Here is a 24,091-nt window from a genome sequence, read left to right on the forward strand (position 1 = left end):
ATTAGTGGGAGGGGTAGTGGTTTCTCCGGCCGTGAGCGCGGACGCCATTCGTGGCGAGGTCGCCGAATTGCTCGGCGTCGGTATCAAGGCCATCGATCCGGAAGGCGACCTCATCGGTCAGGGCCTTGATTCGATACGGATGATGGCCCTGGCAGGCCGCTGGCGGCGGCTGGGTTTCGCGGTTGACTTCGCTAAGCTGGCCGCCGCCCCTACGATCGGCGCCTGGTCGGAGCTGATGTCGGACGTTGCGGACGTCGTTCAGCCGGAAACCCTGGAACCCCTCTCTGCCGACGCACCGCACGAGCCGTTTCCGCTGGCCCCGATGCAACACGCGCTGTGGGTCGGTCGCCACGACAACCAGTGGCTCGGCGGGGTGGCCGGGCATCTGTATGTCGAGTTCGACGGCAATGCGATTGACCCCGAGCGGTTGCAAGCCGCGGCCACCAGGCTGGCGCTGCGCCACCCGATGCTGCGGGTGCAGTTTTTGCCCGACGGCACCCAGCGGATCCGTCCGTTAGCGGAACGTCCGAATTTCCCGGTCACCGTCCACGACCTTCGCGACCTAGAGCCTGACGTCGTCGACCAGCGGCTCGCTGACATCCGAGCCGCCAAGTCGTGCCAGCAGCTCGACGATGCGGTGTTCGAGCTGGCAGTGTCGTTGCTGGCAGGGCAGCGGTCACGGCTACACGTCGACCTGGACATGCAAGCCGCCGACGCGATGAGCTATCGCACCCTGATGGCTGACCTCGCCAGCTTTTACCGGGGTCGGCAACTTCCCGAGTTGGACTACAGCTATCCCGAGTACCGTCGGGCCATCGCGGGGGGAGAATCTCGGCAAGAGCCTTTGGGCGAGGCCAGCCGCGATTGGTGGGCGCAACGAATCCCGCAGCTGCCGGATCCGCCGGCATTACCCGAAGCGCCCGGACAACACAGTGCGCCGAAAAGCAGCCGGCGGTGGCATTGGTTGCACCCGACGACTCGCGACGCGCTGTTTGCCGCGGCCCGCGCCCGTGGCATCACCCCGGCGATGGCGTTGGCCGGCTCGTTCGCCAACACCCTGGCGGTTTGGTCGTCCAGCCCGCGTTTCCTGCTCAACGTCCCGCTATTCGGTCGCCAGCCGCTGCATCCCGACGTCGATCTACTGGTCGGCGACTTCACCTCGTCGCTGCTGCTCGACATCGACCTGACACACACCACAAGCCCCGTTGCGCGGGCGCACGCGGTGCAGGAAGCCATGCGCGCCGCGGCCGCCCACGCCGATTATTCGGGATTATCGGTGCTGCGGGACCTGGCCCGGCACCGATGCGCCCAGGTGCTGGCACCGGTGGTGTTCACTAGCGCGCTGGGCCTGGGTGAACTGTTCCGGTCCGATGTCATCAAAGCGTTCGGCACACCCGGCTGGATCATCTCCCAGGGCCCGCAGGTTTCGCTCGACGCACAGGTCACCGAATTCGACGGCGGCGTCCTGGTGAACTGGGACGTGCGGGAGGACGTCTTCCCGGCCGGTGTCATCGACGCCATGTTCGCTCACCACATCGACGAACTGCGGCGGCTGGCCTCTGCTGACGACTGGGACGCGCCGGGTCCGCCGGCACTGCCGGCGGCCCAGCGCGCGGTGCGAGATAAGGTCAACGGCCGCAGCGCCGCGCCTAGCGGAGAGGCGTTGCACGACGGGTTCTTCCGCCGCGCTCAACAGCAGCCAGACGCGCCGGCGGTGTTCGCGAGTTGCGGTGATCTCACCTACGCGCAGCTGCGCGACCAGGCGTTGACGTTGGCTGCGGCGTTGCGCGCGAGAGGGATTGGCCCGGGCGACACCGTCGCGGTAGTGGGCCCCAAAACTGCCGAACAGGTCCCGGCCCTACTGGGGATCCTGGCCGCGGGTGGTGCTTATCTACCGATCGGTGTCGACCAGCCCCGCGACCGCGCGAAACGCATCCTGCAGACCGGTCAGGTGAGTCTGGCCCTGGTCTGTGGCGGGCAGCAGCTCTCGCTACCGATGCCCGCGCTGACGATTGCTGACGTGGTCCACGACGCGTCTGTCGACGTTGAAATCCAGCCCGCGACAACCGATCCCGACGAGCTCGCCTATGTGTTATTCACTTCGGGCTCAACCGGGGAGCCGAAAGGCGTCGAGGTCGCACATGACGCCGCGATGAACACCGTCGAATTCATCACCCGGCATTTCGAAATCGGCCCGACCGACCGCTGCCTGGCGTTGTCGACCCTGGAATGCGACATGTCGGTGCTGGATATCTTCGCCACGTTGCGGGCGGGTGGCGCAATCGTGGTGGTGGACGAGGCTCAGCGTCGCGATCCCGACGCGTGGGCACGGCTGATCAATACCCACAGCGTGACGGTGCTGAATTTTCTGCCAGGCTGGTTGGAGATGCTGGTCGAGGTCACGAAAAACTCAGCGGGGTACCTGTCGTCGCTGCGAGTGGTGCCCACCGGCGGCGACTGGGTAAGGCCGGAGCTGGCCCGCCTGCTGAGATCCCAGGCGCCGCAACTACGGTTCGCCGGGCTTGGCGGTGCCACCGAGACCGCTGTGCACGCGACGATCTGCGAGTCGGCCGAGCTGCCGGCGGACTGGACCGCGTTGCCCTATGGCACACCGCTTCCCAATAACGCCTGCCGGGTGGTGAACGACATGGGCGGCGACTGCCCCGACTGGGTCGTCGGCGAGCTGTGGGTATCGGGACGCGGCATCGCGCAGGGCTACCGGGGACGTCCCGATCTCACCACTGAGCGTTTCGTCGTGCACGACGGCAGGACGTGGTATCGCACCGGCGATCTGGCCAGGTATTCGCCGAACGGCACGCTGGAGTTCGTCGGACGCGCCGACCACCGCGTCAAACTCAGCGGCTACCGCGTCGAGCTCGGCGAGGTTGAGGCCGCTCTGCGGCAGGTGCCGGGTGTGCGGGCGGCGGTGGCCTCCTTGCTTCCGGCGTCTGGTGGCTCCGAGGTGCTGGCCGCAGCGGTCTGCGCGGAGACCTCCATCGATGCTGGGCTGACCGCCAAGCGGATTCGCGAGGTTCTTGTCGATCTCGTTCCCGCGCACATGATTCCGCGCCACATATCGCTGGTAGAGCGCATCCCGTTCACAGACAACGGCAAGATCGACCGTAAGGCGGTCACCACTCTACTTGTCGAGGCGTCGGCCGAGCAGTCCGGCGACACGTCAGTGAGCTACGAGGCGCCGCGAACGCAGCTGGAACGGGCGCTGTGCCACATTGTCGCGGACCTGCTGGGCAGTGACGTCGACGCCGTGGGCGTGCACGACGACTTCTTCTCCCTCGGTGGCGATTCCGTGCATGCAACGCAGGCCGTCGCAGCTATCAGGCAGTGGCTCGATTCGCCGAGTCTCATGGTCCCCGACGTCTTTGCCGCCAGGACCGTCGCCGCGCTGGCCCGATTGCTCATCAGCCGGGAAGCAAACGGCGACCGACTCGAGCAGGTGGCCGACGTGTACCTGGAAATCGCGGAAATGCCGAGTGTCGATGTGATGTCGGCGCTCGATCCAACGGCCGGCGAAGAAACAACGACCGAACCGGCGCAGCGGGAGTTCACGCCCTGGGTGAAGCGGTTTACCGGTATTACTGCGCGCGGCTCAGTGGTCGTGTTCCCACACGCCGGCGGTGCCGCCGCAGCGTACCGGTCGCTGGCTAAAGCGTTGTCGGCCAACGACGTTGACACCTTCGTGGTGCAGTACCCGCAGCGGGCCGACCGGCGGCATCACCCTGCAGCAGACAGCATCGGTGCGCTGGCGCTCGAGTTGTTCGAGGCAGGCGACTGGGGTTCAGCGGCCCCACTGAGTCTGTTCGGCCATTGCATGGGGGCGGTGGTGGCCTTCGAGTTCGCTCGCATCGCCGAACACAATGGAGTGCCGGTGCGTGTACTGTGGGCTTCTGCCGGGCAAGCTCCGTCGACCGTCGCCGCGTCCGGACCGCTGCCGACCAGCGATAGTGGCGTGCTGGCAGACATGGTAGATCTCGGTGGCACCGATCCCGTGCTGCTGGAGGACGAGGAATTCGTCGAACTCCTGGTGAAGGCTGTGCAGGCCGACTACCGCGCCCTGAACGCCTATTCATGTCGGCCGGACGTACGCATCAGCGCCGACATCCATGCGGTCGGTGGCAACCGCGACCACCGGATCGGCCGGGAGATGTTGGCCAGCTGGGAAACTCACACATCGGGCCGATTCACGCTGTCGGATTTCGAGGGCGGTCACTTCTACCTCAATGATCACCTCGACGCGGTGGCCCGGATGGTGAGCGCCGATGTCCGATAACGACCCGGTCGTCATTGTCGGGTTGGCGGTCGAAGCACCTGGTGGGGTCGAAACCGCCGATGATTTCTGGACGTTGCTGTCCGAACAGCGGGAGGGACTTGGCCCGTTCCCCACCGATCGAGGCTGGGCACTTCGCGAGCTGTTTGACGGGTCGCGGCGGGACGGATTCAAGCCCATCCACGACCTTGGTGGATTCCTTTCCAGCGCGACAACATTCGATCCAGAGTTCTTTCGCATCTCACCGCGCGAAGCGACGGCCATGGACCCGCAGCAGCGAGTCGCGTTGCGACTGGCATGGCGCAGCTTGGAGAACAGCGGGATCAACCCTGATGATCTGGCCGGCCACGATGTGGGCTGTTATGTCGGGGCATCTGCGCTCGAATATGGTCCCGGTCTTTCCGAGTTCTCGCACCACAGTGGGCATCTGATCAGCGGGACGTCGCTGGGTGTCATCTCGGGGCGGATTGCCTACACGCTGGACCTGGCGGGGCCGGCGCTGACGGTCGACACCTCGTGCTCGTCGGCGCTGGCGGCGTTTCACACCGCGGTCCAGGCGATTGGGGCCGGCGACTGCGACCTCGCGCTTGCCGGCGGCGTTTGCGTGATGGGTACCCCAGGCTATTTCGTCGAGTTCTCCAAGCAGCATGCGCTGTCCGATGACGGCCACTGCCGACCGTACAGCGCGCATGCCAGCGGAACCGTCTGGGCGGAGGGCGCGGGTATGTTCGTACTTCAGCGCCAGTCCAGAGCAAAGGCCGACGGGCGTCGCATCCTCGCCGAGGTGCGTGCCAGCTGCCTGAACTCCGACGGACGCAGCAACGGGCTGACGGCGCCCAGCGGCGACGCGCAGCTGCGACTGTTCCGGCGCGCCATCGCGCAGGCCAAGGTTGAGCCCGTCGATGTCGGGATGGTCGAAGGGCACGGCACCGGGACCCGGCTCGGTGACCGGACCGAACTGCTGTCACTGGTGGCCAGTTACGGCACTGCACCGGCCCGACACGGACCGCTTTTGGGATCGGTCAAGTCCAACATCGGGCATGCGCAGGCCGCGGCGGGCGCGCTGGGTCTCGCTAAGGTCATCCTGTCCGCTGAACACGCCGCGGTACCTCCGACTCTGCACGTCGACGAACCCAGCCGCGAAATAGACTGGGAGAGGCAAGGTTTGCGGTTAGCGGACAAGCTGACGCCGTGGCAGGCCGTCGATGGGTGGCGAACCGCGGCGGTATCCGCGTTCGGGATGAGTGGCACCAATACCCATCTGATCATCTCGATGCCTGACACCGCGAACGCATCCGGCGCAAGGTCGCCTGATGGCCCTTAAACGTCTGCCCGACGGGCGGATCCCGGTACTGCTCAGCGCCCACGCCGACGAACTCGTTTCCGTGGATGCCCGGGCGATCGCCGACTACCTCGACCGCCTTCCGGAAACGACTGTGGCCCAGGTGGCCCGGCAGCTGAGCAGGAAACGACGGGTCCGCAGGTACCGTGCGGTGCTCCGCGCCGCGGACCGGCTCGAGCTCATCGACGGGTTGTGTGCGCTGACCGCCGGGCGCGAGCATCCGCTGGTCGCCAGGTCGGCGCTGAGTTCAGCCCCCCGACAGGCGTTCGTGTTTCCCGGTCAGGGCGGTCATTGGCCGGGCATGGGCACTGTTGCGTACCAGACGCTCCCGAGCTATCGGACTGCGACCGATAGCTACGTCGCAGCATTCGAGGCCGCTGGTATCGAGTCGCCGCTGCGCTACCTGACAGCTGCGGACGATTTGCAGACCTCTTCTGAAATCGAGATCCAAGGCGCACAATTCGTCCATGCCGTTGCGCTGGCGGAGGTTTGGCGCTCTTGCGGTGTGCTTCCCGACCTCACCATCGGTCAGAGTCTCGGTGAGGTCGCCGCGGCCTTCATCGCCGGCGGCATCACGTTGTCGGATGCTGTCGCCGTGGTCGCGGCCCGCGCCAGTTTGGTCGACCGCCTTCCGGGTCGCTACGCGATGGCAACGCTGGGCATCAGCGCCCACGCGGCCGGGGCGCTGATCGCGGCCACCGACGGCTGGGTGGAGCTGTCTGTGGTCCACTCCGCCTCGACCGTCGCAGTGTCGGGTGATCGCGACGCGGTGCTGGCCATCGTGGACGTGGTTCGCTCCAGCGGTCAGTTCGCCCGCGAGATCACCGCGGGCTTCCCGGGACACACCAGCTTGCTTGAGCAGCTGCGCGATGAATTGCGGGCGCAGCTGCCCGCCTCGGAATTCGCCGAGGCCCCGGTGCAATTCATCGGCGGCGCCACCGGCGACGTGGTGGCGGCGGACACGCCCTTCGGCGACTACTGGTATGCGAACCTGCGTAACACGGTGCGATTGGACCGCGCATTTGAGTCGGCAATCCGTTGTGGTGCGGGGTCGTTCATCGAGCTGTCGGCCCATCCCGCGCTGTTGTTCTCGATTGGTCAGATCTTCGAGGGGGACCAGCCGGAAGGCCCGGCGGTACTGGTCGGCTCGGCTCGCCGCGACGAGCCGTTCGTCGACGCGCTGTCGGCGAATATCGTCACCGCGGCGGTGGCTGACCCTGGCTACGCCTGGGGTGGCCACCTGGACGGTGTGGCCGACGGCGATGTTGGTTTGCATGGATTCCCGAACGCGCCGATGCGCGCAATCCCGATGTGGGCGCACCCAGAGCCGCTGCGTCCGGTGTCCGGAACAACCTCAGGACTCAAGATTGCCCTTGAGCACTGGGAGCAGACGGCGCCGTCCGCACCGGTCGTGGGACCGCCCGTGCATTTCGCGTTGGTCGATCTCGGCGGCGACGGCGCGCTGGCTCGACCGCTGCGCGCGGCGATCGAGTCCCACCCCGCGGCCAAGCTCAGTGCACCGCGGGATGCGGAGATCGTCGTGGCGATCGCCCCCGCCCTCGACGGCGCCGACGCCGGCCGGGCCGCCGAGACCCTCACCGGACCGATCGGGGCCGGTCTGCTCGACTATGCAAATGCGCTCGATCCCCGGTGCCAAACGGTCTGTCTGGTCACCGTGGGCGCTGAGCGGGTCGGCCATCAAGACGCGCTGCCGTCAGCCGGCCACGCAGCGCTGGCCGCGATGCACCGCAGCATCGGATTCGATTATCCCGAACAGACTTTCACCCACCTTGACCTGTCGTCGTGGGAGTTGACGCCCGCCGCCGGCTACGCCGTCGTCGACGCCGTGCTAGCCGGTGTCGCTGAAACCGCACTGCGTGGCTCCGCGGGCGGGTACGCGTTGTTCGAGCGCTCATTCCGCGACGCGCCCGCGGCTTTGCACTGGCCACTGGACTCCGGAGTGCTCGACGACGTCGTCATCACCGGCGGTGCCGGCGCCATCGGCCTGCACTACGCTCGCTATCTCGCCGAGCATGGCGCGCGGCGCATCATCCTGCTGAGCCGCCGCTGCGCGGATCCCGAAGTGCTGAAGGCCTTGGCGGCCGAATACGGCACCGAGCTGGTGTCAGCATCGTGCGACATCACCGACCCGGCCCAATTATCGCTCGTTGCAGCAGAATACGGCGCTGCCGGTGCCTCGTTGATCGTGCACGCGGCGGGCAGCGCCACCTTCGGTACCGTCGCCGGGTTGACGGGGTTTACAAAGGCCGCCATCACCGACACTTTTGCCGCCAAGGTCAGGGGTCTTGCTCACCTTGCCGAGCTGTGGCCCGTCCGCTCTGATGCGCGAATGCTGTTGTGTTCGTCGGTATCCGGGGTGTGGGGCGGGCGGGGACACGTCGCATATTCGGCGGCTAACCGCCTTCTGGACGTGATGGCCGCCGAGCTCCGCGCCGGGGGCAGGCACTGCGTTGCGGTGAAATGGGGTCTGTGGCAGACGTCGACCGACGGCGAATCGGGGCGGGGCATCGTGGATGCGGCCGAAATGGCAAACATCGAGCGTTCCGGGCTACGCCAAATGGCGCCGCGAGACGCGATCGAGGCGAGCCTGCACGAGTGGCACGACGACCCGCTGGTGTTCTCGGCCGACGAGGCCCGGCTGCGGGTCTTCCTGAACAGCAGGCGGTCTGAGCCGCCCGGCACGCGTTACCGGGAAGCGGAAGTCGCCGCGCACAGTCCTGCCGACACCACCGTGTCGGTCGTCGACGCGGTGCGCAGCCAATTGGCGGCCGTGCTCGGAATTGCGCAGGCGGGCGAACTGAACCTCACCGAATCGCTCTTCGATCTGGGCGTCGACTCCATGCTGGCAGTGGACCTGCGCAAACGCCTCAAACGAATGACCGGCCGGACGGTGTACCTGGCGACGCTGATGGGCGAAATCACCGGCGACGAACTTGTCGAAAAACTTCAGGGCGCCGACGAGCGCTCCGACAGTGCACAGAAAGTGGACATTTCGCGTGACTGATATCGCCGACACCGGCGCCCGGCTCGATGCGGCTCGACTGGAGCTACTTCGTCGCAGGCTCGCCGAACGCGGTCTCTCGTCTGACACCGAGGAACCTGGTCCCCGCGCCGACGACCAGCTCTCCGACGGCCAGGCCCGGATGTGGTTCGTGCAGATGGCCGATCCCAGTGGCGCGCTGCTCAACGTCTGTGTCTCCTATCGGATCACCGGCGATATCGATCTCGCCCGGCTGCACGATGCCGTCAACGACGTCTCGCGCCGCCATCGGGTACTGCGCACCACCTACACCGTCAGCGACGAAGGCGACCCCCGGCCGACGGTGCACGACGATCTCCGCCCTAGGTGGGCACAACACGACTTGACCGACTTGTCAGAACAAGCACGCCGGCTTCGCCTCGAAGTGCTGGCTCAGCGCGAATTCTTCGCGCCCTTCGACCTTTCCACCGATGCACCGTTGCGGATCACCATCGTGCGCACGGCCGCCAAAGAACACGTGCTGCTGTTGGTGGCCCACCACATCGCCTGGGATGACGGCTCGTGGCGGGTGTTCTTCGCCGATCTCACCAAGGCCTACGGGGGCGCCGATCTGGGGCCCGAATGCTACTTGTCGGCCCCGTCCGGACCGGACACCACCGAGGCCGATCTCGACTACTGGCGGGCCGTCATGGCCGATCCGCCGGAGCCACTGGAGCTCCCCGGCCCAGCCGGGACGAGTATGCCGACCAACTGGCGCGCCGCTCGCAGCACGCTGCGGCTGTCCGGCGACACCGCCCAACGAGTGATGGCGGTGGCGCGAGACACCGGCTGCACCCCTTACATGGTGCTACTGGCCGCTTTCGGCGTCCTGGTGCATCGCTATACTCACACCGACGACTTTCTCGTGGCCGCACCGGTGCTCAATCGCGGCGCCGGAACCGAGGACACCATCGGCTATTTCGGCAACACGGTGGTGATGCGGCTGCGGCCGCAGCGGGCGATGAGCTTTCGTGAGTTGCTGAAAGCAACGCGCGACATCGCCACCGGGACATTCGCACACCAACGGGTCAGTCTCGACCGCGCAGTGCGCGAATTGAATCCGGATCGCCGACACGGTTCCGAACGGATGACCCGGGTCAGCTTCGGATTCCGCGAGCCCGACGGTGGCGGATTCCGCCCGCCCGGCGTCGAGTGCGAGCGCTACGAGCTGCGCAGCAACCTCACCCAGCTACCACTGGGTTTCATGGTCGAATTCGACGACACCGGCGCGCTGGTTGAGGCAGAACACCTGGTGGAGATTCTTGAACCTGCCCTGGTGCGCCAGATGCTGGATCACTTCGCCGTGCTGCTCGACGACGCCCTCGCCGGACCGGACAAGCCGTTGGCCGGGCTGGCGCTGATGGACGAGGCCAACGCCGGGTGGCTGCGTGAGGTGTCGCGGGGCGAGTCGTTCGATACCGCCCCGCGGACCCTCGCCGACCTGGTGTCCGAACAGGCCGCCCGGACTCCGGATGCAATCGCCGTCATCTATGAGGGCCGCCGGTTCAGCTACCGCAACATCAACGAGGCTGCAAACCGGTTGGCGCACTGGCTGATTGATCAGGGAATAGGCAGCGAGGACCGGGTCGCTGTGCTGCTCGACAAGTCACCGGATCTGGTCGTTACCGCACTGGCTATTGCCAAGTCCGGTGCGGTGTATGTGCCCGTGGACCCCACCTACCCGCAGGACCGGCTGGAATTCATCCTCGACGACTGCGAAGCGAAGCTGGTGCTGCGCGAGCCGGTAGCTGATCTGGCCGCATACCGCGGCGACGACCCCACGGACGCTGATCGGGTCCGGCCACTGCGGCCGGAGAACACCGCGTATTTGATTTACACGTCGGGGACCACCGGGCTGCCCAAAGGCGTTGCGGTGCCGCACCGCCCCGTCGCGGAGTACTTCGTCTGGTTCAAGGGCGAGTACGGTGCCGACCACACCGACCGACTGCTGCAGGTCGCCTCACCAAGTTTCGATGTGTCGATAGCCGAGATCTTCGGCATGCTGGCGTGTGGCGCGCGGATGGTGATCCCGCGTCCCGGGGGACTCAACGACATCGGTTATCTCACTGCCCTGTTGCGCGACGAGGGAATCACGGCAATGCATTTTGTGCCGTCCCTACTCGGCTTGTTCCTATCGCTACCGGGCGTCAACCAGTGGCGGACGTTGCAGCGGGTGCCCATCGGCGGCGAGCCGCTACCCGGCGAGGTGGCCGACAAGTTCCACGCCACATTCGACGCGCTGCTACACAACTTCTACGGTCCGACGGAAACCGTGATCAATGCCAGCCGGTACAAGGTGGAGGGCCCACAAGGCACTCGTATCGTGCCCATCGGCCGGCCCAAGATCAACACCACGATGTACCTGCTCGACGGTTCGCTGCACCCCGTACCGGTTGGGGTGATCGGCGAGATCTATCTTGGTGGAACGCATCTGGCGCATGGATACCATCGCCGTACCCAACTGACCGCCGAGCGATTTGTGGCCGACCCGTTTAATCCGGGTGCCCGGATGTACCGATCCGGAGATCTCGCGCGCCGCAATGCGGACGGCGATGTCGAGTTTGTGGGTCGTGCCGACGAACAGGTCAAGATCCGCGGTTTCCGAATCGAACTGGGTGACGTCGCGGCGGCCATCTCGGTCGATCCCACGGTCGGACAGGCCGTTGTGGTGGTTAGCGAGCTGCCACGGCTGGGCAAGAGCCTGGTTGGCTACGTGACGCCCGCGGTGGGCGACGACGGATCGGCTGATGTCTCCGTGGTCGACCTCGACCGCATCCGCGCCCGGGTGGCGGCAGCACTACCCGAATACATGGTGCCGGCGGCGTACGTTGTGCTCGACGAGATTCCGATCACCGCGCACGGCAAGATCGACCGCGCTGCACTGCCGGATCCCGAGGTCGGTTCCGGCGCCGAGTTCCGCGAACCGGAAACGGCTACCGAGCGCCGCGTTGCCAAACTGTTCGCTGAGCTGCTCGGCCGGGACCAGGTCGGCGCCGACGACTCGTTCTTCGACCTCGGCGGGCACTCGCTACTTGCGACTAAATTCGTTGCAGCGGTGCGTAATACGTTCGGAGTCGATATCGGTGTGCGGGAGATCTTCGAACTGGCAACGGTAGTGCGGATCGCCGGACACGTCGACACGTTGGATCCGGGCTCGGCAAGGCCGCGGTTGACGCCGGTAAAGCATGACGGGCCGGCGCGACTGTCGTCGTCGCAGCTGCGTAGCTGGGTCACCTATCGTTTCGACGGACCCAACACTGTCAACAACATTCCGTTCGCCGCGGCACTGCGTGGCCCCTGCAACACCGATGCACTGGCGGCGGCCATCACCGACGTCGTGGCGCGGCACGAGATCCTGCGCACCACCTACCGCGAAATCGACAGTGTGCCAAACCAGATCATCCACCCGCCCGCCGAGGTGCCGGTGCGTCGTGCCGACGGGCCCGACGAGGACTGGCTGCAAGCCGAACTGGTTAACGAGCGACGTTACGTCTTCGATCTGGAGACCGACTGGCCGATCCGGGCAGCGTTGCTGAGCATGCCGGATCAGAACGTGTTGTCGGTGGTGGTGCACCACATCGCCGGCGACCATTGGTCCGCCGGGGTGCTGTTCACCGATCTCCTGACCGCCTACCGGGCCCGCAGCAACGGGCAACAGCCGTCGTGGGAACCGCTGCCGGTGCAGTACGCGGATTACGGCGTGTGGCAGGCGGCCCTGCTGGACGACAGTGCGGGCATCGTCGGTCCGCAGCGCAATTATTGGATCCGCCAACTCGAGGGGTTGGCAGGCGAAAGCGGTCTGCGCCTGGACTTCCCGCGCCCGGCCTTGCTCAGCGGTGCCGGTGATGCGGTCGAGTTCAGTTGCGGGTTGGTGACCCGCGAGAAGCTGACCGCCCTGAGCCGTGATCTCGGCATCACCGAGTTCATGCTCCTGCAGGCCGCCGTCGCAGTGCTACTGCACAAGGCCGGCGGCAGCCCGGACATCCCCATTGGCACCCCGGTGGCCGGTCGCAGTGAATCCGACCTGGATCAGCTGATCGGGTTCTTCATCAACATCCTGGTGCTGCGTAACGACTTGCGCGGAAATCCGACGCTGCGTGAGGTGCTGCAGCGGACCAGGGAGATGGCGCTGGGGGCCTACGCGCATCAGGACCTGCCGTTCGACCAGGTGGTGGACGCGGTCCGCCCCGCGCGGTCGCTGTCGCGCAATCCGCTGTTCGACGTGGTGGTGCACGTTCGCGAGCAGTTGCCGCAAGACCGCGTCATCGACAGCGGGCCTGACGGTGACACCACGTTCACCGCGCTGGAGCCGACATTCGACGTCGCACACGCGGACATGTCGGTCAACTTCTTCGCATCCGGCGACGGCTACCGCGGTCACGTCATTTACCGCCCCGAACTCTATAAGCGCAGCAGCGCGCAACGGTTCGCCGAGTGGCTGGTCCGTGTCATTGAGGCGTTCGCGGACCGTCCCGATCAACGGCTGCACGAGGTTGAGATTGGCAGTGTGCAAGAGAGACAACGCATTCTGGACCGGTCCAACGCGGGCGACGGTCTGGCGCGGGTATACCTGCTGGAAGCGTCGCTGAACCCCGTCCCGGTCGGTGTGGTGGGCGACGTCTACTACGGTGGCGGTCCGGCCCTCAGCGCCCGGTTGGCGCGGCCATCGCTGACCGCCACCCGCTTCGTTGCCGATCCGTTTGCCGCGCAACCTGGTTCGCGGCTCTACCGCAATGGCGAGCGCGGCGTGTGGAGTGAGGATGGCCAACTGGAACTGCTGGTCGGCTTGCAACCACCCGGGCAGGCGCAGGCAACACCGGTCACCAGCCCGGCCGAACCGCCCAACACTGCAACCGAGCGCGCGCTGGCGGCCGTCCTCACCGACGTGCTCGATGCGGGGGAGGTCGGGCGTTACGACGAATTCTTCAATCTCGGCGGGGATAGCATTCTCGCGGTGCGGGTAGCCGCACGGGCGCGCGACGCCGGATTGCCGCTGACCCCGCGGATGGTTTTTGAACAGCCTGTGCTTCACGAGCTCGCCGCCGCGCTCGACGCCAAGTCGGAAGCCGAAACCGACCCCCAGGACTGGCCAGACACGCATCACGCGCCGATGAGCACATCAGGGCTTTCTCCCGAAGAACTGGCGGCCCTGACCTCGTCATGGGGTCATCAGCCGTGACGCGAGCCGACGAGCGACCGGCCGTCGAGGATGTGATGGCGCTCAGCCCCTTGCAGCAGGGGCTGTTCTCGATGGCGGCGCTGACCGATGCCGGATCCGATGACGCCGACCCGTACGTCATCGCGATGACCGCCGACGTGGTGGGCCCGCTCGACGTCTCCCTGCTGCGCGAGTGCGCCGGGACGATGTTGAGCCGGCACCCGAACCTGCGGGCAAGCTTTGTACACGGCAATCTGAGCCGCCCCGTGCAGGTGATTCCCAGCAGCGTCGAATTGCCCTGGCGTTGTGTGCGCGCCGTACCCGATGAGGTAGGGGTGCTGGAAGCCGAAGAGCGCCGGCGCCGTTTCGACGTGGGTCGCGGGCCGCTGATTCGATTCCTGCTCATCGAATTGCCGGACCAACATTGGCATCTGGCCGTCGTTGCGCACCACATCGTCATCGACGGGTGGTCGTTGCCACTTTTCGTCTCCGAAATGCTTGCCCTGTACCGGGCCGCTGGCGACACCGCCGCGCTGCCGTCACCGCCGCGGCCGTATCGCGACTACATTGGCTGGCTGGCCGGCCGGGACCAGATGGCCAGCCGGGCACTGTGGGCCGAGCACCTGAAGGCCCTGGACGGCCCGACCCTGTTGTCGCCGGCGCTGACCGCCACCCCGCCACAGGCGGGCATTCCGCGTCAGACCACGCTGCGGCTGGACCGCGATGCCACCACTGCGTTGGCCGAGGCGGCCCGTACACGAGGGGTCACACTCAACACGCTTGTCCAAATGGCCTGGGCAACAATGCTTTCGGCTTTAACTGGTCGCGGCGATGTGGCGTTCGGGGTGACGGTGTCCGGCAGGCCCGGCGAATTGGCGGGCGTGGAGACGATGGTCGGCATGTTCATCAATACCGTGCCGTCGCGCGTACGGCTGGATCCCCGCAAGACGGTTGGGACGCAATGCCTTGCCCTGCAACGTGAATCCGCCGCATTGCGGGACCACAGCTACCTGGGGCACGCCGAATTGCGTTCCATCGCCGGTGTCGGTGAGATGTTCGACACCCTGCTGGTGTACGAGAATTTCCCTCCCGGCGAGGTGGTGGGAGCCACTGAGTTCGTCGCAAACGGGGCGACCTTCCGTCCGGTGGCGCTAGAGAGTGTGTCGCATTTCCCCGTGACCATCGCTTCGCACCTGAGTGCGGGGGAGCTCACGGTGTTGGTGGAGGTGCTCGACGGTGCGCTCGGCACGATGGCGCCCGCGGACCTCGGCGGGCGGCTGCTGGCGGTGGTGCAGCGTTTGGTGGACAAGTGGGACCGGCCGCTGCGCGAGGTGGACATCCTGCTCGGTGGCGAGCACGACCCGACCGTCCACGACCTGCCGGATGTGAGCGCAGCCGCGGTCGGGGTGCACACCCGGGTCGCTGAAGTCGCTGCGGCGCAGCCCGATTCGCTGGCGATCAGCTGGGCCGGCGGTCGGCTGACCTATCGCGAGCTCGACGCACTCGCCGGCCGGCTGGCCGCTGCCCTGAGTCGGGCGGGCGTGGGTAGCGAGACTCCCGTGGCGATCATGCTGTCCCGGGGCCCGAGCTATGTGGTCGCGATGCTGGCAATCCTCAAAGCCGGCGGCATGATCGTGCCGCTGGATCCGGCGATACCGGACGAGCGAGTCGCCGAGATCCTCCGCCAGACGTCGGCTCAGATCGTTGTCGACGAGGAATTGTTCACGGCTTCCACTAAGACCTTGGCCGCGCCTGCCGACTATAGGGCGGCGACGGTGCCACCGGGGCATGCGGCCTACGCGGTCTTCACCTCGGGCACCACCGGCGCGCCAAAGGGCGTCATCGGCACCCACCGAGCGCTTTCGGCCTACTTCGACGACCACATCGAGCGCGTTCTTCGGCCGGCAGCCGGGCGGATCGGGCGACCGCTGCGCGTTGCGCATGCCTGGTCTTTCACCTTCGACGCGGCGTGGCAGCCGTTGGCGGCGTTGCTCGACGGCCACTCGGTGCACATTGTCGACGATGACCGCCAGCGTGACGCCGAGGCGCTAGTCGAAGCGATCGACCGGTTCGGTCTGGACATGATCGACACGACGCCGTCGATGTTCGCCCAGCTGCACAACGTAGGACTGCTGCACCGGGTGCCACTGGCAGTCCTCGCGCTCGGTGGCGAAGCCCTGGGCATCACCGCGTGGCAAGCGATCCAAAAGGAATGCGCCCGAACGGGTATGGCTGCCTTCAACTGCTACGGGCCCACCGAGACCACGGTCGAGGCGGTTGTCGCCGCGGTCAACGAGCACGCGCGGCCGGCCATCGGGCGTCCGACCCGGACTACCCGCGCCTACGTCATGGATTCCTGGCTCCGGCCGGTGGCTGAGGGTGCCGCCGGCGAGTTGTACCTGGCGGGCGATCAGCTGACCCGCGGCTACCTCGGGCGCGCGGCCGAAACCGCCGAAAGGTTCGTCGCCGACCCGAATGGCCGCGGCGCCCGGATGTACCGCACCGGAGATGTGGTGCGCCGGATGCCCGACGGCGGTTTGGAGTTCCTCGGCCGCAGTGACGACCAGCTGAAGATACGCGGTTTCCGTGTCGAGCCGGGTGAGATCGCCGCGGTGCTCAACGGTCACGACGGAGTGCGCGGCGCCTACGTGACGACGCGCAGCCATGCCAATGGTCCCCGACTCGCGGCGTATGTGGCGGGTGGAGCGAACCCGCCGGCCGTAGCAGAACTGCGTTCGATGCTGATCGATCGGCTGCCTCGCTACCTGGTTCCACATTACATCGTCGTCCTTGACGAGCTGCCGCTGACTCCACACGGCAAGGTCGACGAAAACGCCTTGGCGGCAAACGATGTCGCCGAGGGCCCAGCAACCCCGCCTGAGACGCCGACCGAGATGGCGCTGGCCGAGGCGTTCACCGACGTTTTGGGAACTGCGGACGTCGACGTCACGGCCAGCTTTCTGCAAATGGGCCTGGACAGCATCGTGGCCCTGTCGATCGTGCAGGCCGCCCGCCGTCGTGGCATCGCGCTGCGGGCGAGGTTGATGGTGGAGTGCGACACTGTCCGTGAACTCGCCGCGGCGATCGACTCCGATGCCGCGCATGCCACGCCCTTGAACGGCGAAGTTGAGGCCGGCGAACCAACCCCGGTGTTGCCCAACGTTCATTGGCTCTACGAGTACGGCGAACCGCGGCGGCTCGCGCAGACCGAAGTCATCAGGCTGCCCGACACGATCACCCGCGAAGGTCTGGATGCGCTGCTGGACGCCGTCATTGACGGACACGAGGTATTGCGATGCCGGCTGGACCGCGATGCGATGACGCTTGTAGCACAACCGAAAGGAGACATCCTCAGCGAAGTATGGGTCAGCGGCGAACTGGTCAACGATGTCGCCAAGCAGACCCTTGGCGCGATGGATAGCCTCGACCCACAGGCCGGTCGACTGTTGTCGGCGGTGTGGCTGCGCGAGCACGACGGGCCCGGTGTTCTTGTTTTGACGGCCCACGTGCTGGCGATGGACCCGGCCTCGTGGCGAATCGTGCTGAGTGAACTTGATGCCGGCCTGCACGCTCTGGCCGCCGGACGCACACCCATGCCGGCCCGTGAGCACACCAGCTACCGGCAGTGGTCGCGGCTGCTGGCCGAGCGGGCCCGGGCACTGGATACCGAAGAATTTTGGGCCGCCGAACTGCAGGGCACCGATCCGCCATTGGGCACCCGCAGGCTGCGGCCGGAGACCGACCGGGTCGGTGATTTGGCGATCAGCATCTCGACCTGCGGGGCCGACCTGACCGCCCGGCTGCTTTCGATGGCGCAGCCGATGGGCGAACTGCTGGCTACCGCTGCCGCGCGGACACTGACCGCGTGGCGGCGGCGACGCGGCCAGGACACACCGGCACCTTTGTTGGCGCTGGAGACGCATGGTCGCGCGGACGTCGACATCGACGCAAACACCGATACCAGCGACACGGTCGGACTCCTCAGCGCGATCTACCCATTGCGAATTCACTCCGACGGCCGCACCGACTTGGCCCGGATTCACGGCAGTTCCATCGATTACGCCCTGCTGCGGTACTTGCGGTCCGATACCCGGCTGCACGAACACCCCGAACCCCAACTGCTGCTGAACTACTTCGGGAGCCTGCATGCCCGCGTCGGCGACCTGCAGCTCGACCGCCAACTCATGGCCGAGGTGGGGCGACTGCCCGAACCCGAGCAGGCGGCACGCCACGAACTGACCGTGGTGGCAGGGATTCTCGGGGCCGGCGATGCCCGCATGCTGGCCACGCAGTGGCGCGCGCTGCCCGACATCCTCCCTCCTGACGACATCGCCGAACTGCAATCGCTGTTCCAAGAAGCGCTATTGGAGATCGCACGATGACACCGACACTTGCTGTCCTGGGCGCCGGAGCCAAGGCGGTGGCCGTCGCGGCCAAAGCATCTGTACTGCGCGAGATGGGTGTTGACGCACCCGAGGTGGTAGCCGTCGAGCGGATCGGGGTGGGCGCCAACTGGCAGGCCAGCGGGGGCTGGACCGACGGTGCGCAGCGGCTGGGGACGAGCCCGGAAAAGGATGTCGGCTTCCCGTACCGCTCGTCGCTGGTGCCTCGCCGCAACGCCGAACTCGACGAGCTGATGACTCGCTACAGCTGGCAGTCTTATTTGATCGCCACCGGTCAGTTCGCCCAATGGATCGACCGCGGTCGACCGGCGCCCACCCACCGGCGGTGGAGCCAGTACCTGCGCTGGGTCGCCGAGCAGATCGAGATGACAGTGGTTTACGGCGACGTCGAGCAGCTCGCGGTCGACGGTGACCGTTGGGCGCTACGCACCAACGAAACCACCGTGCACGCAGACGGTTTGATGATCACCGGCCCCGGCCAAGCCGAACGGTCGTTGCTGCCAGGCAATCCGCGGGTGCTCTCGATCGCGCAGTTCTGGCATCGCGCCGGCCAGCACGAGCGGATCAGCGCTGAACGCGTGGCGGTCATCGGCGGCGGCGAGACCGCCGCGGCGATGCTCAACGAGCTTTTCCGACACCGGGTTTCGACCATCACCGTGATCTCGCCGCAGGTGACGCTGTTCACCCGCGGCGAGAGCTTCTTTGAGAACACGCTGTTCTCCGACCCCACCGACTGGACCGCGCTGACGCTGGACGAACGTCGGGATGCGATCGCCCGCACCGACCGTGGGGTGTTCTCTGCCAACGTGCAGGACGCCTTACTGGCCGACGACCGCATCCGTCATCTGCGCGGACGGGTTGCTCATGCGGTGGGCCGCGACGAGCAGATCCGGTTGACGCTGTCGACCAACAGGGGCAGCGAAAACCTCGAAACGGTGCACGGATTCGACTTGGTCATAGACGGATCGGGTGCCGACCCGCTATGGCTCACCACGCTGTTCAGCCAGGACGCACTCGACCTGCTCGAGCTGGGGTTGGGTGGCCCGCTGACCGGGGATCGCCTGCAGGAGGCCATCGGGCACGACCTCGCCGTGATCGATGTTGCCCCCAAGCTGTTCTTGCCCAACCTCGCCGGACTCAACCAGGGTCCCGGATTCCCCAACCTCAGCTGTCTGGGACTGCTGTCCGACCGGGTGCTAGGCGCCGAACTGGGCCCCCGTACCGACCCCTCGACCAGGAGAGACGATGAGCACCAATCCCTTCGATGACGAGGCCGGCACCTTTTCGGTGGTGGTCAATGACGAAGACCAACACAGCCTGTGGCCGGCGTTCGCTGACGTTCCGGCGGGCTGGCGGAAAGTCTTCGGTGAAGCCAGTCGTGCGGAGTGCCTGGCGTATGTCGAGGAGCACTGGACCGACATACGGCCCAAAAGCCTCCGCGAGGCGATGGACCGCTAATGGCACGCGGATTCCAGGGCGCGATGCTGCGGGGCTTCGGCGCTCGCGACCACACCGCAAGCGTCATCGAAACCGTCCGGATCGCACCGCATTTCATCCGGATACGGATGCAGTCACCGACCTTGTTCGACGACGCGCAGGCCGAACCCGCGGCGTGGCTGCGGTTCTGGTTTCCCGACCCGGAAGGGTCGAGTGCTGAGTTCCAGCGCGCATACACGATCTCCGAAGCCGACGTTTCCGCCGGCCGCTTCGCGATCGACGTCGTGCTGCACGACGCGGCCGGTCCGGCGTCGTTGTGGGCGCGCACCGTCCCGCCTGGCGCGGCGATCGCCGTGATGTCGCTGATGGGCTCATCGCGCTTCGACATTTCCGACGAGCAGCCCGCCGGATATCTGTTGATCGGTGACTCGGCGTCGATACCCGGGATGAACGGAATCATCGGGGTCGTCCCCGATGACGTCCCGATCGAGATGTATCTGGAGCAACACGACGACAACGACACACTGATCCCGCTCGCGGCGCATCCCCGACTGCAGGTGCACTGGGTTAGCCGTCGCGACGAGAAATCACTCGCAGCGGCGATCGAAAACCGGGACTGGTCGAACTGGTACGCGTGGGCGACACCGGAGGCCACGACACTCAAGCACATCCGAACGCGGCTGCGCGACGAATTCGGTTTTCCTAAGTCCGAGATACACGCCCAGGCCTACTGGAGCGCCGGGCGTGCGATGGGCACCCGCCGCGGCGACGAGACTGATACCGCCGACATCGTGGTGCAGCCCGTCGGTCAACCGGAAGTCGTTGCAGCACAGCTAGAGTCAGTCGCTGAACGAGCTGCGACGCCTGCTCGTGGCAGTTGGCGCGCCCAGGCCGCCGGCCGGTTGCTCGCGCCGTTGCGTTCGGCGCTGATCGCCTCGGGTGTGCTGCAGGCGGTGATAACGCTGCTGCAGCTGGCGCCGTTCGTGCTGCTGGTCGAATTGGCGCGGCTACTGGCGGGTGGTGCCGAGGCGGCACGGTTGCGGGAGATCGGAATCGCCGCCGTCGCGCTGCTCGGGTTCGGCACCATGCTCGGTGCCGCGCTGACACTGTGGCTGCACGTCATCGACGCCCGGTTCGCCAGCGACCTGCGCTCGCGGCTGTTGAGCAAGCTGTCGCGATTGCCGTTGGGCTGGTTCACCGCCCGCGGGTCGGGGTCGATCAAGCAGCTGGTGCAGGACGACACACTGTCGTTGCATTACCTGGTCACCCACGCCATTCCGGACGCGGTTGCCGCGGTCGTTGCCCCGGTGGCGGTGCTGGTCTACCTGTTCGTCGTGGACTGGCGGGTAGCGCTGGTGTTGTTCGTGCCCGTGTTGGTCTATCTGCTCTTGACGTCGTCGATCACGATTCAGTCCGGGCCGCGCATCCCTCAATCGCAGCGCTGGGCCGAGAAGATGAACGGCGAGGCGGGCGCCTACCTCGAGGGCCAGCCGGTGATCCGTGTCTTCGGCGGTGCCGCCGCGTCGAGCTTCCGGCGCCGCCTGGACTCCTACATCCGATTCCTGGTCGACTGGCAGCGTCCGCTGGCCGGCAAGAAAACCTTGATGGATCTGGCCACCCGTCCCGCGACTTTCCTGTGGCTCATCGCTGTCACCGGCACCCTGCTGGTCGTCACGGGCCGGATGAATCCGGTGAACCTGTTGCCGTTCTTGTTGTTGGGCACCACATTCGGTGCGCGACTGCTCAACATCGCCTACGGGATCGGCGGCATCCGCGCCGGGATGTTGGCCGCCCGGCGCCTGCAGATCACCCTCGACGAGCCGGAACTCTCCGTGCGTGAACAGCCGCGTGACGCGTCCGACGACGACGCAGCTGCCACCGTCGTGTTCGACCAGGTCAGCTTCGGCTACCGCCCCGACGTACCGGTGATCAAGGACGTCTCACTGACGCTGCGGCCGGGCACGGTTACCGCCCTCGTCGGCCCTTCAGGATCCGGAAAGTCCACGCTGGCCGCGCTGCTGGCTCGATTCCATGATGTCGAGGATATTCCGCACTGCGCGATACGCGTTGGCGGACAGGATATCCGGTCAATGACGGCCGACGAGCTCTATACGCGAGTCGGTTTCGTCTTGCAGGAAACCCAGCTCGTGCACGGCACTGTCAGCGAGAACATCGCGCTGGCCGTCCCGGATGCCACCGCCGCCCAAGTCCAGGCCGCCGCCCGCGAAGCGCAAATCCACGATCGCATCATGCGATTGCCGCAGGGCTACGACACCGTGCTGGGTGCGGCCACCGGGCTCTCGGGCGGAGAGCGGCAACGGCTCACCATCGCCCGTGCCATCCTCGCCGACACCGGCGTCCTCATCCTCGACGAGGCCACGGCGTTTGCCGATCCAGAATCGGAATACCTTGTGCAGCAGGCGCTCAACCGGTTGACCCGGGAGCGCACCGTGTTGGTGATCGCTCATCGACTGCACACCATCACCGGAGCCGACCAGATCGTCGTGCTCGACCATGGTCGGATCGCCGAGCGCGGCACCCACGAGGAGTTGCTGGCCGCGGATGGACGCTATCGACGGTTATGGGAGAGCGGCCATTGCGCCCCGGTGACGGTTACCACAGCTCAGGAGGCGGCGCGATGATCCGCACCTGGTTGAGCCTCGTCCCGGCCGATCGCCGCGGCAACGTGATCGCATACACCGTGCTCGCGTTGGTCTCCGTGGTGGCGCGGGCGGTAGCCACCGTGCTGTTGGTTCCCCTGGTGGGTGCGTTATTCAGCGACACACCGCAACGCGCGCTGGTGTGGCTGGGCTGGCTCACCGCGGCGACGGTGACCGGATGGGTGATCGACACCGCGACCGCGCGGATCGGTTTCAATCTGGGCTTCGCCGTGCTCGACCGCACCCAGCACGACGTGGCGGACCGACTCCCGGATGTGCGACTGGATTGGTTCAGCGCCGACCAGACCGCGACGGCACGGCAGGCGATCGCTGCGACGGGGCCCGAACTCGTCGGACTCGTGGTCAACCTGTTGACGCCGCTGGTCACCGCGGTCCTGCTGCCGGCAGCCATCGCGCTGGCCCTGGTGCCGGTCTCCTGGCAGCTCGGCCTGGCCGCGATGGGTGGCGTGCCACTGCTGTTGGGAGCGTTGTGGGCCTCGGTACGGCTTGCGCGCCGCGCCGATGCTGCGGCCGGTGAAGCCAACAGCGCGCTCACCGAACGGATTATCGAGTTCGCCCGAACTCAGCAGGCGTTGAGGGCCGCGCGGCGCGTCGAGCCGGCTCGAAGTCTGGTCGGCGACGCGCTGGCCGCGCAGCACGGCGCGACGATGCGGTTGCTGGGCATGCAGATCCCGGGCCAGCTGCTGTTCAGTATCGCCAGCCAGCTGGCTCTCATCCTGCTGGCCGGTGCGACCACCGCGCTGACGGTAACGCACGCGCTGAGCGTGCCCGCGGCGATCGCCCTGATCGTCGTGATCGCCCGCTATCTGGAGCCTTTCACCACCATCAGCGAGCTGGCGCCGGCTTTGGAGAGCACTCGCGCAACGCTCGACCGCATTCGTGCCGTGCTCACCGCACCGGTCATGGAGGCCGGAACCGACACGCTGCGGGCCCATGCCGCGTCACCACGAATCGAGTTCGAAGACGTCGCGTTCAGCTACGACGGCGCAAGCGCGCCAGTGTTCGACGGAGTGAGTTTCACCCTGCAGCCGGGAACCACGACAGCGATAGTCGGGCCGTCCGGGTCGGGCAAGAGCACCATCTTGGCGCTGATCGCCGGCCTGCACCAACCGACCCGCGGCCGGGTGCTGGTCGACGGCGTCGACGCCGCGACACTCGATGCCGAAACTCGGCGCACGACAAGCAGCGTGGTGTTTCAGCATCCCTACCTGTTCCACGGGACGATTCGCGAGAACGTGTACGCCGGGGACCCCGCCGCCACCGACGATCAGTTCACCCGGGCTGTCGCGCTGGCGCGGGTCGACGAGCTCACCGGCAGGTTGCCCGAGGGTGTCGAGACGACCGTCGGCGAGGCCGGTTCCGCGCTGTCGGGTGGTGAACGGCAACGGGTCAGCATCGCTCGCGCCCTGCTCAAACCCGCGCCGATACTGCTGGTCGACGAGGCGACCAGCGCGCTAGACACCGAGAACGAGGCCGCCGTGGTCGACGCGCTGACCGCGGATCCGCAATCGCGCACCCGGGTGATCGTCGCCCATCGCCTGGCGAGCATTCGTCATGCCGACCGGGTCCTATTTCTCGACAATGGCCGGGTGGTCGAGGACGGTTCGGTCGACGGGTTGCTCAGCGCGGGCGGACGGTTCGACGAATTCTGGCGACAGCAGCAGGACGCCGCCGAGTGGCGAATCCATGCTGGCTAGACATGACGGTTCGGTCGCGGACCCACCGGGTATGTTGAGACAACCACT

9 protein-coding genes are annotated in these 24,091 nt (G+C 66.7%); all 9 read left to right on the forward strand.

All coding sequences use genetic code 11. The features are described from left to right. Positions 1-16: 16 nt before the first annotated feature. Genes ACLQI9_RS18070 through ACLQI9_RS18110 form a run of 9 tightly spaced genes read left to right on the forward strand, consistent with a single transcriptional unit; the run spans position 17 to position 24,043 of the window. Complete coding sequence (locus tag ACLQI9_RS18070; RefSeq protein WP_442383523.1) at positions 17-4,288, forward strand: non-ribosomal peptide synthetase; 4,272 nt, start codon at positions 17-19, stop codon at positions 4,286-4,288. Continuing rightward, positions 4,278-5,609 (forward strand): polyketide synthase, encoded by a 1,332-nt coding sequence (locus ACLQI9_RS18075; protein WP_442383525.1) that lies wholly within the window; start codon positions 4,278-4,280, stop codon positions 5,607-5,609. The genes ACLQI9_RS18070 and ACLQI9_RS18075 overlap by 11 nt, the downstream gene beginning before the upstream one ends. Next, on the forward strand, positions 5,599-8,652 hold the full coding sequence (mbtD, locus tag ACLQI9_RS18080; protein WP_442383527.1) for a mycobactin polyketide synthase MbtD: 3,054 nt from the start codon (positions 5,599-5,601) through the stop codon (positions 8,650-8,652). The genes ACLQI9_RS18075 and mbtD overlap by 11 nt, the downstream gene beginning before the upstream one ends. Beyond that, complete coding sequence (locus ACLQI9_RS18085; protein WP_442383529.1) at positions 8,645-13,846, forward strand: amino acid adenylation domain-containing protein; 5,202 nt, start codon at positions 8,645-8,647, stop codon at positions 13,844-13,846. The genes mbtD and ACLQI9_RS18085 overlap by 8 nt, the downstream gene beginning before the upstream one ends. Then, positions 13,843-18,207, forward strand: coding sequence for an amino acid adenylation domain-containing protein (locus ACLQI9_RS18090; protein ID WP_442383531.1), 4,365 nt, complete (start codon positions 13,843-13,845; stop codon positions 18,205-18,207). The genes ACLQI9_RS18085 and ACLQI9_RS18090 overlap by 4 nt, the downstream gene beginning before the upstream one ends. Further along, positions 18,204-19,496, forward strand: coding sequence for an NADPH-dependent L-lysine N(6)-monooxygenase MbtG (mbtG, locus tag ACLQI9_RS18095; RefSeq protein WP_442383533.1), 1,293 nt, complete (start codon positions 18,204-18,206; stop codon positions 19,494-19,496). The genes ACLQI9_RS18090 and mbtG overlap by 4 nt, the downstream gene beginning before the upstream one ends. Continuing rightward, positions 19,474-19,686 carry an MbtH family protein gene (locus ACLQI9_RS18100; RefSeq protein ID WP_442383535.1) on the forward strand — a complete coding sequence of 71 codons (213 nt, stop codon included), beginning with the start codon at positions 19,474-19,476 and terminating at the stop codon, positions 19,684-19,686. The genes mbtG and ACLQI9_RS18100 overlap by 23 nt, the downstream gene beginning before the upstream one ends. After that, positions 19,686-22,307, forward strand: coding sequence for an ABC transporter ATP-binding protein/permease (locus ACLQI9_RS18105; RefSeq protein ID WP_442383537.1), 2,622 nt, complete (start codon positions 19,686-19,688; stop codon positions 22,305-22,307). Before ACLQI9_RS18100 ends, ACLQI9_RS18105 begins: the two co-directional genes overlap by 1 nt. Continuing rightward, positions 22,304-24,043 (forward strand): ABC transporter ATP-binding protein, encoded by a 1,740-nt coding sequence (locus tag ACLQI9_RS18110; protein WP_442383539.1) that lies wholly within the window; start codon positions 22,304-22,306, stop codon positions 24,041-24,043. Before ACLQI9_RS18105 ends, ACLQI9_RS18110 begins: the two co-directional genes overlap by 4 nt. Positions 24,044-24,091 lie beyond the last annotated feature (48 nt).

Origin of the sequence: Mycobacterium sp., assembly GCF_052143115.1 — a bacterium.
Classification (GTDB): Bacteria; Actinomycetota; Actinomycetes; order Mycobacteriales; family Mycobacteriaceae; genus Mycobacterium.